The sequence below is a fragment of the Acetobacterium sp. UBA5834 genome (genome assembly GCF_002435675.1).
Classification (GTDB): Bacteria; Bacillota; Clostridia; order Eubacteriales; family Eubacteriaceae; genus Acetobacterium; species Acetobacterium wieringae.
Window position 1 is genome coordinate 19,202 of sequence record NZ_DJGY01000069.1, and the last position, 12,010, is coordinate 31,211.

Annotated in this window: 6 protein-coding genes and 1 pseudogene; 3 read left to right on the forward strand and 4 right to left on the reverse strand. The window is 48.3% G+C overall.

The features are described 5' to 3' along the window. The first annotated feature begins 47 nt into the window (after nucleotides 1-47). Entirely contained in the window at nucleotides 48-335 is a 288-nt protein-coding gene (locus tag B3F51_RS14045; protein ID WP_070371486.1) for a YciI family protein, read from the forward strand. A gap of 803 nt (nucleotides 336-1,138) precedes the next feature. Further along, nucleotides 1,139-4,498: pseudogene (locus B3F51_RS14050) on the forward strand (EAL domain-containing protein). 40 nt (nucleotides 4,499-4,538) lie between these two features. Here B3F51_RS14050 and B3F51_RS14060 read toward each other — a convergent pair. Both B3F51_RS14060 and B3F51_RS14065 read right to left on the reverse strand, forming a co-directional pair. Continuing rightward, nucleotides 4,539-5,801 (reverse strand): EAL domain-containing protein, encoded by a 1,263-nt coding sequence (locus B3F51_RS14060; RefSeq protein ID WP_175440942.1) that lies wholly within the window; start codon nucleotides 5,799-5,801, stop codon nucleotides 4,539-4,541. 144 nt (nucleotides 5,802-5,945) lie between these two features. Next, the gene (locus B3F51_RS14065) at nucleotides 5,946-6,731 is read right to left on the reverse strand and encodes a hypothetical protein (protein WP_070371482.1); all 786 of its coding nucleotides are present in this window, start codon (nucleotides 6,729-6,731) and stop codon (nucleotides 5,946-5,948) included. A 432-nt stretch (nucleotides 6,732-7,163) separates the two neighbouring features. Between B3F51_RS14065 and B3F51_RS14070 the strand changes: the two genes are divergently transcribed. Continuing rightward, nucleotides 7,164-8,201, forward strand: a complete 1,038-nt coding sequence (locus B3F51_RS14070; RefSeq protein WP_286947714.1) for a putative bifunctional diguanylate cyclase/phosphodiesterase — start codon at nucleotides 7,164-7,166, stop codon at nucleotides 8,199-8,201. A gap of 93 nt (nucleotides 8,202-8,294) precedes the next feature. Here the strand turns inward: B3F51_RS14070 and B3F51_RS14075 are convergent, their stop codons facing one another. After that, nucleotides 8,295-8,687: a bacteriohemerythrin gene (locus B3F51_RS14075; protein WP_286947716.1), complete on the reverse strand. Its 393-nt coding sequence runs from the start codon at nucleotides 8,685-8,687 to the stop codon at nucleotides 8,295-8,297. A 231-nt stretch (nucleotides 8,688-8,918) separates the two neighbouring features. After that, on the reverse strand, nucleotides 8,919-11,984 hold the full coding sequence (locus B3F51_RS14080) for a methyl-accepting chemotaxis protein (protein WP_286947718.1): 3,066 nt from the start codon (nucleotides 11,982-11,984) through the stop codon (nucleotides 8,919-8,921). Nucleotides 11,985-12,010 lie beyond the last annotated feature (26 nt).

The window sequence follows — 12,010 nt, forward strand, 5'->3', positions numbered from 1 at the left end:
GTCGGGCTGGCTTTGGGTCAGACCAGTATTGAGATTAGGAGCGAAAAATGTTTATTATTTTACTTAACTACATTAAATCAGTTGAAGCGGTGGACGCAGTGATCCCCGCCCATCTTAACTATCTGGAGCATTATTATCAGCTGGATAAATTTATCTTATCCGGTCGCAAACGGCCCCGGACTGGCGGGGTGATTCTCTGTCAGGCCCAGGATAAGGACGAAGTCTGGGCGATCATTGAAGAAGATCCTTTTTATCTTAAAAAGGTGGCAGCCTACGAAGTGCTGGAATTTCTGCCGACCAAAGCTGCGACCAGCCTGACTCCCTATCTGGTGTAACGGCCAGCAATAAAGAAACTCTAGCCCGCCCGGCTAATCAACCGGGCAGGCTTTTTTGGAGGCGGATTTTGGTCGATAATGAACAGAATGAGACAAAGAGGCGAATTCATTATCATAAAAACCCTAAAAACGAAGGGGTTCCGAAGCCTTTCGAAGCGGTTGAGAAGGGTTTTAACGGCTATAATAAGGGATTCGAAGGGGTTTTTTCCAAACTCCGTATATAAGAACAAAAAAATAAAATAACCAGAGCGTTTATTTACCCCCCCCAACCCTTTCGACCCTTTCGGAAAGCCCGGACCGGGCCAAAGTGAAAGTATGACGAAGTAGCGGAAAAAGTATGTAAGTGGCCTAGTGATAACAGAAATAAGGTTGTGCATCATCCCGTAGGGGCGGTCATTGACCGCCCGAAACCTTGATCTTAGACCATCGGCCAGCATGAAACAGAAATCATCTTGTAATTGACCTTTAAGCGGATTGGCGATCAGGTAGTCAATAACGGCAAAGAAACATTACCAAAGAGGGTGTGATATTGACATTACCTGGGCAATAAAGTAAAAGAGGGGATTGCCTACTGCCATAAATCATCGTATACTTTTTAGTAGGAAGTACAAATCAGTGAAGGAGGAACAATGAAAAAGTCAACGATCCTCAACTGGATGATGAGATGGAAGGATGGTGAGCGTGGTGGCGTTAGAGCATTTATTGAATCGGATTAAATTAAAAGAGGGGGCCGCATTGCCGGAAAAAGATGACTGGTTAATTGAGAACCGGCGCCATGCTCAGGAAATGATGAAAACCGGAACCTGGACCTATGTCGTTGGTTCAGATACGGTTTATTTCAGCGATGAATACTATCGCATTCTGGAAACGATTCCAGAGCAGCATCAAAAAAAGGCCGATTCCTATTTTCAGTTTGTCTGCCCGGACGATCGGGAAAAGCTGATCACCTCCCGGGAGGCGGCGCTAAAGGGCAGCGACCAGGAGTTGGAATACCGGATGATTACCGCCAAGGGCAATCTCAAATACGTCCGGGAAAAAACCAGAACCCTGCTGGATGATGCTGGCCAGCCTCAAAAAATCATAGGAGCCCTGCAGGATATTACCAGTGAGAAAATTATCGAGAACAGTTTGATCGAGTTGGGTGAGAACCTCAATCTCGGCCAGAAGGTGGCGGGCATTGGCAGCTGGAAATACAATGCGGTTAAAAACGAAATTTTCTGGTCGGATGAAATCTATCGGATCTATGATCTAAAACCCGAAGAATTTGGTGGTACCGTTATCGAATTAATGGACTTTACATATCCGGAGGATCGGGAGGTGTTGGCTGAACTGACCCGCAAGCGGCTGGCCCGGGAAAAATTTGATCTGCAATATCGGATTCAGCTAAGAAACGGTACCACGAAATACGTCCGGTTGGTGGGGGAGCCGATTAACAATAAAGATGGCTTAAACACTGATCTGGTCGGTACCATTCAGGATATCAGCGACATCAAAAAGCTGGAGAATGAAATTGGTTTTATTAAAAAAAATCTTGAGCAGGCCCAGCGGCTGGCCAAAATCGGCAGTTGGGAAATGGATGCGGTTTTGGATCAGAACTACATGTCAGCCGAGGCCCTGCGCATTTTTGGGATTACGGAATCCGAGTTCAAGGGCACCTTTGATGATTTTCTGAGCCGGGTTCACCCCGAGGATCGCAGCATTATCACCGACTCAACCTTCGGGGATCTGTCAGAAGAACCCTTTGAGCTGGCCTTTCGGGTCATTCACAAGGATGGATCGATTCGTGATGTTTTTCAGATTGTCGAGTTCCGGCTGGATTCGGCCGGACAGATTGCCCATGTCTATGGCACCATCCAGGATGTCAGTGAAAAAAAAGCTTACGAACGGGCCATTGCCAGCAAACAACTAGAAATCGAGAAAATTTCGCAGCGCTCCCGAATTTTGGTGCAGGAGTCGGGGGTGGTGTTTGCGATTATTTCCGAAGCGGGCATTATCAGCTATATCAGTGATACCGCCCGGAAGGTGATCAGCTATCATCCCGGGAGGATGAAGGGGCGCCTGATTTATGATTTTTATGAGCCGGATCAGGCCGAGGTCTTAAAAGCGATGATTGACACCGTTATCGCCGAACCGGAGCAGGTACAAACGGGGGTTATCAGCTTTGCCGGTCAGACCGATAAAGCCATCTACCTGGAAGTCCATGTCCGGAATTTTCTTAGCCATCCGACCATTGCTGGCCTGGTGCTGGATTTTCGGGATATCACCAACCGCATTGTGATGCAAAAGAAAATAGAAAAACTGGCCAACTATGATGAGATCACTGCGTTGCCCAAAGCCAGCCAGTTAAGAAAAGAGCTGGCCGAAAAATGTCGCCAGGCCAATTTAAAAAAATCCAGCCTGGTGCTTCTGATGCTGGACTTTGAGGGTTTTAAGGAGATCAATGATTCGCTGGGGCATCGGGTTGGACAGCAGCTGATTGTCCAGCTGGTCATGCGGCTGCGCGGTTTGTTTGGCAAAGATACCCTGATTTCACGGTATTCCGAGGATCAGTTTGCGATTGTCATCGAGGGACTGATTAATCTGGATGCCTATCAGGCCAGAGTGGCCGAAATCATCGATTTCTTTTACCGCTCCTTTAAAATCGAGGTCTATGAGTTTAATATCAATGTCAATGTGGGTGTCAGTGTCTACCCTCTGGAGGTAGAAGCCCAGGAGCTGTCGATGGATGAGCCATTGTCTGATGACGACATCAGTCGGACTCCTGACGAACCGGATGAGGTTGAGCAATTGATTCGTTATGCTAATATTGCCCTGATCTGGTCGAAAAAAGAGGGCCACAACCGCTACCAGTTTTATTCATCCGAGCTCAACATTCAGAATTACAAACAACTGCAGCTGCGTCATGATTTGCGGATGGCCCTTAAACGGAATCAGTTCATGGTTTTTTATCAGCCAATTGTGCGGATCAAAACCAATGATATTTTAGCCATTGAGGCACTGATTCGCTGGAATCATCCGGATTGGGGGATTGTTTCACCGGATGAGTTCATTTTTCTGGCCGAAGAAACCGGCGCAATCGTTGAAATGGGAAATGGATGCTTAAAAAAATCTGTGATGATCATCGCTATTGGCTTCAAAAAGGGTATCCACCGGTCTATATATCCCTGAATTTTTCCAGCATCCAGTTTTACGAACGCAATTTTGTCGAAAATATCCAGGATATTTTGGCCGAATATGAGGTCGATCCCAAATACCTGATCGTCGAACTAACCGAAAGCCTGCTGGTTGAAGACTCTCAAAAAGCCATTGATGACATTAAGAAATTACAGGCGGTGGGGATCAAAGTGGCCTTGGATGATTTTGGTACCGGCTATTCGTCGCTGAGCTACCTGAATCATTTTAATGTTGATATCATAAAAATGGATGCCAGCTTCATCAGAAACGTCATGCTCGACAGTAAAACGGCCATCATCGCCCAGGCCATTATCAATCTGACCAAGGCGCTGCACATCAAGCTGGTCACCGAGGGCATTGAAAACTGGGATCACCTGGCTTTCCTCAAAGAAAACAACTGCTTTTTGGGACAGGGCTATCTCTATTCGCGGCCGGTACCCTTTTTAAAAATCGATGAATTGCTGGAAAAAGGTAAATGTCGACCGCTACTGAGTCGAACCACGGCGAAATCCCAGGTTGAACGGCGCAAATATTTCCGCCAACGGTTTCGTAATTTTTTAATCACCGAGCTAACGATTCTGCGCATAAACGATAAACAGATGCATGTCGGCAATTCCCGGGTATTGGTTAAAGATATCGGTCCCGGTGGCTTGTGCTTTATTTCCAATATTCAATTTCCACTGGAACGGGATTTCACGTTACGCTTTGCAGCCACCCTGATGGGCGGCGAGATGACCGCCATTGGCACCCTTGTCCGGGTTGCGGAGCTTAGTGAAAGTCTGTTTGAGTACGGCGTCAAGTTTATGATGGATGAGCAGGAAAGTGAAGAACTGACCCGGCGACTCTATGAGCTCCAGGTAAAAATGAAGAAAAATATTCTTTTTGCTGACGGCAATTTTACTGATAAAACGGCCGAAGACTACTTTGACGAACTCACCGGTCGGCCCGCTAAGGTTGATTTCAGCCAATACCGTAAAAATCATTTTTAGGGATAAAAAAAGATGAACGTGATGTTCATCTTTTTTTGCCTCATGGCAACTGGGCAGCCAGAGGCTGCTGGGTTTCTAAAAAATCGACACAGAGAATGTATTTTTTGGCTGCCAGCCGAAAGACACGGGAATAGGTGATGCAGAGACTGCCGGTGGCCATTGACACATAGGGCTCGGAAATATAGGTGTCCTGTTTGCGCTTGATCAGATTATAATAAAAGTTTTTGATCGAATGATCAACACCCATTTTGGCCGAGTGAAAGACAAGCTTTTCGCAGGCCCCGATATTTTTGGCGCCCACCGTATCGCTGCACTGAATGCCGGATTCATCGAGGACATAGGCGCAATCCACGGCTTCGGCGCCCGTCAGGCATTTTGTCAGCTGGCCGTCAAACTCATCGGGGTGATCAACTACCGCCAGCGCCTTGATCATGCCATTGACGGTTTGGGTGTAGGCCAGACACTTCTGATTATAATCATCCAGCTCCTTTAGCAGCAGCGCCTTGTAGGCATCCACGACCTCAGCCGTTTTAGCGATCAGCTCGGCTTTGAGCACAAAATCATTGCCTGGTTTGGCAAAATAGAAGCCCTGAATGACCTGGCCGCCGAGTTTTAGCACCTGGATGGCTTCACTGCGGGTTTCCACCCCTTCAGCCACAATCAGGGCCCCAATCTTATTGGTGAGATTAACCAGTGATTTAAAGACCTCCTGTTTGTGGTAAATATGATCCATATCTTTTATAATCGAGCGGTCAATTTTGACAATGTCCGGCTTCAGCCCGGCAATCCGATCCATATTCGAAAACCCGGCGCCGACATCGTCCAGGGCGATCAGAAAGCCCTTGTTTTTGTAGGTGGTGACAAACTGGGTCAGGCCGCTGGTGTTTAAGGCCTTGGACTCGTTGATCTCGATGACGATATTTTTAGGACTGATGCCGCTCTTATCGACCTGGTCGCAGAGATAATTAGAACCCCCAACTTCATCAATGATGGCGGTGTCCAGATTGAGAAAAAGCAGCAGATCCGGATTGACCTGATAATAATCTAAAAAGGCGGACAGTACCGCATCACGGCAGGCCCGATCCAGGGGGATGGTCAGTCCGGCGGTATGGGCGGCAGAAAAAAGCTGCTGGGGCGGAATGGTTTTTTCCGCTCCGGGAATGATCCCCCGAATCAGGCCCTCCAGACCCAGAATTTTTTTCCCGGTGACAGACATGATTGGCTGAAAGTAAGCCACCAGGTTTTTCTGCTTGATGATTTGTGCAATATTAAAGGTTTCGTTGGGTTGGTTTGATTGTTCCAAATATTTTCTCCAGATTTGTACACGATCAAGTGTCATAATTTTTAGGCTAAGCTAATTGTACTGTTTTAAGCGGATTAATTCAACCTTTTTTACCGTCGCAATTCCGCTTTGGCAGGCTTTTTTAGACTATTTATGAAAACGGCCTTAATGATCGTGATGAATATGGTTGCAGCAGTGGCTGTGGACATGGGGCTCCAAATCCTTGGCTTTACGCAAGATAAAATCCTCATAGGTTTGATTAATCATCTCGTAGTTATCAAAAATACTGGGATTATCAATGTTATCGTGGAGAGCCTTAAGCAGTTCGTGAACGTGATGGCGGTTTAAGTAGTCCGGCAGGCTGACATCAAAGTTCACATAGGCACCGATGGCCAGGGCCTGTCCGTAAAATTCAGCCAGAGCCTGCATGTGAGCGCCCAGATCAAAGGAAAGGACGCTTTCATATTCCGGCACCGTGCCACACAGATAAGAAAACAGCACCGCTTTGTTTTCAGCGCTGATCAGGTTGTAATAGAGATTAAAACCCCGATACCAGGCCCGCACCTCGGCTAAAAATAAAAAACAGGCCGAGTCAGGAAATTGAGCGGCCCGCAAATTGGCAACCTGATATTTTTCCTGGATGTCGGCATAATCAATCAGCCGGGTATATTCGTATGCAATCGCCTGGCAATACTGTTGTGATTCATCAAACAGATCCTCGTGCAGTAGCAGATAATAATGTTGATCCGCTTCGTCTGGCAGTACCAGTAGCTTGCTACTGTTTTCAAGCTCCTGCCGGGAGGCCGTGACAATGGCCTGGTCGCATTTGGTGTTGGCCAGTTTAAGTCGTTCGTTGTAGAGATCGGTGGTGACAATGATTTCCAGGGGATAGTCTTTTTTGACCTGATAAACAAGATTATATGTTTCGATGATGTTTTGTACAAGGGACATGGATTTCCTCCTTGGGTATGAAGTTTAGTACGATTAAGAGTCCAGAATTAGTATAACCGTTTCTGGTGAAGTTGTAAATGGGGAAACGTTGATTTGGGGTTAATGGAGGCCGGAAAGACGGTGTCAAAAAATCAAAAGGCAGGGTTTATCAAGCGGCTGACGGGGTATAATGGAGTAAAGATCAGTGCCTCATGTTTGCCTGCCAATCGGAGGGAGGAAGGATTTGGATATGAACTGGTTTGCCGCTATTTATTTTAGTTGCTTTATGTATTATCTGATCACCACCATTGTGACCTTGTATCCGTGCAAAAAGAATGGTGCCAGAGGGGTCTTTGGGATGATTTGCCTGAATCTGGCCCTCTGGTCGATGCTGTTGTTCATGATGAGCCTTGCAGATAGCCCCGAGCTGGCCGCTTTTTACCGCTGGGTCATGTGTTTTTGCTGGAACGACCCATTGCCATGGATAGCTACAATCTTCATATCAGCGCCAGCATTGGGATTGCCTGTTTTCCCCAGGATGGTTACTCGCCGGAACTGCTGATTAAAAATGCCGATATTGCGATGTATGAAGCAAAGGAGCAGGGCAAGGGCCAGTTTGTTTTTTACGAGGACAGTCTAAAAGAAGACATCGATGAAAACATGACCTTGAGTAACGATCTCTATTCGGCCATTGATAACAATCAATTTGAACTGGTCTATCAACCGCAGGTGGATGCCACCACCCAGGAGATCAACGGCTTTGAGGCCCTGATCCGCTGGCATCATCCGGAGCGGGGTCTACAGGCGCCAGCAAAATTTATCCCCCTGGCCGAGCGGACCGAGCTCATCATTCCAATTGGTGAATGGGTGATCCGCACCGCCATGGCGCAACAGAAAAAATGGCAGGAGCAAACCGGGAAAAGGCTTCGAATGGCGGTCAATCTTTCCACGAAACAGCTGAAGATGGCCGATTTTGTGAATGTGATCGAGTACGCCCTGCTGGAATTTGACGGTGATCCGGCATCTTTTGAGTTGGAGATTACGGAATCCATTTTCATGGAAGATACGACCCTGATGCTTAATCAGCTCAAACAGATCAAGGACATGGGCATGGCGATTGCCATTGACGATTTCGGAACCGAGTATTCATCGCTCTCCTATCTAAAAAAGCTGCCCATGGATCGGATCAAAATTCCCAAAACCTTTATTGATGGTATCGGTCATAATGAAAAAGATGAAGCGATTATTGTCTCGACCATTGTTTTGGGGCTCAAGTTGGGCTGTCGAACCATTGCCGAAGGGGTTGAAACGGAAAAGCAGCTGCTCTTTCTAAAACAGCACGGCTGCGAGGAAATTCAGGGCTATTATTTTTATCAGCCGATGCAGGCCCAAAAAATTGAGCATGAACTGTTCAATTACTATAAACGAAGCAATGGCTTGATCTGCCTACCAGCCCATAAAATAACGGCAACTTACCAGTATTATATGTAAACAGTCAGCGGTACTGATCCCGGCATTGACACCTTGTTTGGGATGATAAAAAATGTCAAAAAAAGCAGCGACGATCGCTGCTTTTTATTGCATTTAAGCGTGGGTACCGATTTTTTTATCCATGCCGGAAATATGTTTGGTCAGCCAGTCAACCACCATCTGGTTAGCGCCAATGATCACGGCGATATTACCGCCGGATTTGTCATATTCGGCCTTGAGTTTGGTCAGTTCATTGACAAAAGCTTTGTGCGCCGCCTGCTGTTCAGCCAGGCCCGGATAGTTGATACTTTTCATATACGCTTCTTCATCGCTGAAATGCTGTTTAGTGTAGCTATCCAGAAAAGAAAGGAGTTCACCAATTTTTTCTTTAGTTTTGCCAGTTTTACCGGCTTCAAAAAGTTCATCGGCCATTTTGAATAATTGTTGATGTTGGGCATCAATGCTGTTCACCCCAATTGATAAATCGTTTGTCCATACAATTGCCATCGTAAACCCTCCTGGTGTAAAAATGTTGTGTGATATATCATGAGTGTCGATAAAAGTCGACATGATAAAATTATAACCCGTATTGCTGGCTAAATCAAGAGTCATTCTAAATAAAAAAACAACGCCGCAATCCTGGGGGAGTGACAGCGTTGTTTTATTAAGACTACCGCCTTACCGCCACGTGTTTGATACGGATGCGGTTGGTGTGGGTATTAAGCGGGGATTACGATTTTAATACTTGTCATTGTCCCAATCATCCAGCTCAATCCGGGGTTCAGGGACGGGGGCTGGTTCCGGTTCAAAGACCGGTTGGGTTGGGGCAGTGTGGCTGCCACTGTTCTTGATGGTAAAGGCGCCCACCATCTGTTTTAGCATTTCGGCCTGGCCGGACAGTTCTTCACTGGCGGCGGCGCTTTGCTCAGCGGTGGCGGAGTTGGTTTGAACCACCTGGGAGACCTGTTCGATGCCTTTGGTAATCTGGGCGATTTCCGAGGCCTGATCGTTTGACGCCCGGGCGATGTTGCCCACCAGGGAGGTGACTTTCTCAATCGCCGAAAGAATCTCGGTCAGACTTTCGGCGGTTTCATCGGCAATTTTTGAACCGATGGCCACCTTGTCGATGGAGCCTTCAATCAGGCCGGTGGTTTCTTTGGCGGCTTCGGCTGACCGGGCGGCCAGGGTTCGTACTTCTTCGGCGACGACGGCAAAGCCTTTGCCGTGTTGTCCGGCCCGGGCGGCTTCAACGGCCGCATTGAGCGCCAGAATATTGGTCTGGAAGGCGATGTCATCAATGACCTTGATAATTTTGGAAATGCTCTGGGAGGAGCTGTTGATATCGACCATCGCCGTGACCATGTTGTTCATCCGGACATTGCCAATTTCAGCGTTGTTGCGGACCTCAATGGAGCGCTGGTTGGCTTCATTGGCCCGGATCGCATTCTGTTTGGTTTCCTGGGCGATTTCGTCGATGGAAGCGGTCAGCTCCTGAATCGCCGAGGCCTGTTCCGTGGCTCCCTGGGCCATCGCCTGACCGCCATCCGAAATCTGCCGGGCGCCACTTTCGACCTGACCGGCGGCATTGTTAATGTCGGCCATGGTGGAACTGAGGTTTTCGGTAATTTCATTAAGCGCCGTTTTAATGGCCTCAAAATCGCCCAGATAGTGGCGGGTTATTTCCTGATTGAGGTTACCTCGGCCAAGTTCTTGCAGCGTTTGGGTTATCTCTTCCACATATTCCTTCAGGAAGGTAATGGTCTGGTTCATATCCTCTTTAATCTGGCCGTGCTGGCCCTTAAAGTCACCCTGCATTTGGGTATGGAGATTCCCCTGGGCCAGTTCCCGGAGGGTGGCTGAAGCGGCCTTGATCGGCTCGATCACCACATCCAGGGTCTGATTAAAGCCTTCCACCACCTTGGCGTATTCGCCCTGGAATTTGGTCGCATCCCCGCGGCTGTCAAGATCACCGGCAACCGCCATTCGGGTCATGGTCTGGGTCTCGGCAACCAGCAGGGCAATACTTTCAATCATCGAAATAAAGCTGGGTACCAGGGTGTCGTTATCGCTGCGTTGGCCAATTGCTTTTAGACCATCGAGATCGCATAAATTTCCGGCCGCGATGTTGTTGGCAATTTCGACAATATGGACCATCTGTGCGTGAACGCCATTGATGGACTCACCAATTTCCTGATAAATACCCTGATAGTGGCCTTCAATTTTCTGGGACAGATCATTGTTACAGAGCAGCGCCAGCACCTGATTCCCTTCGGTCAGCGCCCCCAGACCCTCAATACAGGCATTGATGTTGGTTTTCAGATCGTTAAAATCGCCCTTGTATTCGGTAGTAATGGGTGGTGGAATAACCCCGTTGCCAATCCGTTCAATGGCCTTGCTGGCCACCTTCAGGGGTTTGACAAAGGTGTTGATCATGTTATTCAGGCTGATGATCATCTCCTTGAAGGCACCGTTGTAGATGGTGGTATTGCCGCGGTAGTTCAGTTGTCCATCCTGGGCGGCAACACCGATTTTTTTGATGTCATCGCTGACCTTGTTCATTTCGGCAACCATATCGAGCAGGGCATAGGCTAGTACGTCTTTGTCAGACTGAGGTACAATCGCCACCGCAAAGTCACCTTTGGATAAGCGCTGGGCCGCTTCCACCTGTTCCCGGCGGTTTTCGATGATGGTGGCAAAGGAATCCATCAGGGCGCCGATTTCGTCTTCACTGCTAGCTGTGATTTCCAGATCCACATCCCCCAGAGCCATCTGATCGGCCAGGCCGGTTAAATCGACAATCGGTTTGGTAATCCGTTTGGCCAGATACCAGGCGGCGGCACCACCCAGCGCCAGCACCAGCAGTGAAATTAATATGGTGATGGTTCGTAAATGGTTCATCGGCGCCAGGACATCACTTTCGTACTGAGCGATGATCAGGTTCCAGTTGGTACCGGGAATCGGAGCGGTGGCCCCGATTTTTTTGTCGCCGTTTAAGGTGTAGTTAAGCATTCCGGATTGTCCGGCGCCCAGTTCCATAAAGGCCCGGCCGAAATCCTTCCAGATGCCGTCATTTTCCATATCGGCAAAAACGTTGGTTTGTTCCAGAATGACAGCATCATCGGGGTGAGCCATAAAGCCGCCCTCGGCACTGACCACAAAGCCGTACTGACGCTCGCCGTCACCCATGGCATTGGTGGTGTCTTTTAAAAAGGTGGGATCCCGACGACCCACCAGCAGGCCGACGACCTGGCCGTTGCTTTTGATTGGGGCCACATCAAAGACCACCGGTTTTAAGGTCACCTTGCAGATGGCCACATCCGAAACAGCGGTCTCGCCTTTAAAGCCGTTTTCATACCAGTACTGTCCGGCGGCATCAAATTCGCCGCCACCAGCCAGATACTTGGCATGGCCGTCTAAATTCATCACGGCAATGTCTTCATAACCCAGGGCTGTCACATCAGCAGCCAGGGCCGCAACCTGGGTATTATAATCCATTGAAGCAATACCACTGCGTTTACTGACCTCATTGAGGGTTTCCAGATTCCCGGCAATAATGGCCGCAACGTGGGAAGCCCCCTCATCGGTGTACTTCTGGGCGTCGGCATTGGCCTGTTCCAATAGGGCTGCTGAGCCCATCGAATAAGATAATATACCCAGGGCGATGACGGCTACCGCCAGAATCGCCAGGGTAAAACCCAGCAGTCTGGTGGACAGGTGTTTTTTTATCAACCGTCGTTCTCGCAATGCCGTTAGCCCGGTAAGGGGAGCAGGGGTGTTATCCAGCAGAATTTTTTCTTCGTCCATGTTTTTCCTCTTTTCTGTATTTTTGG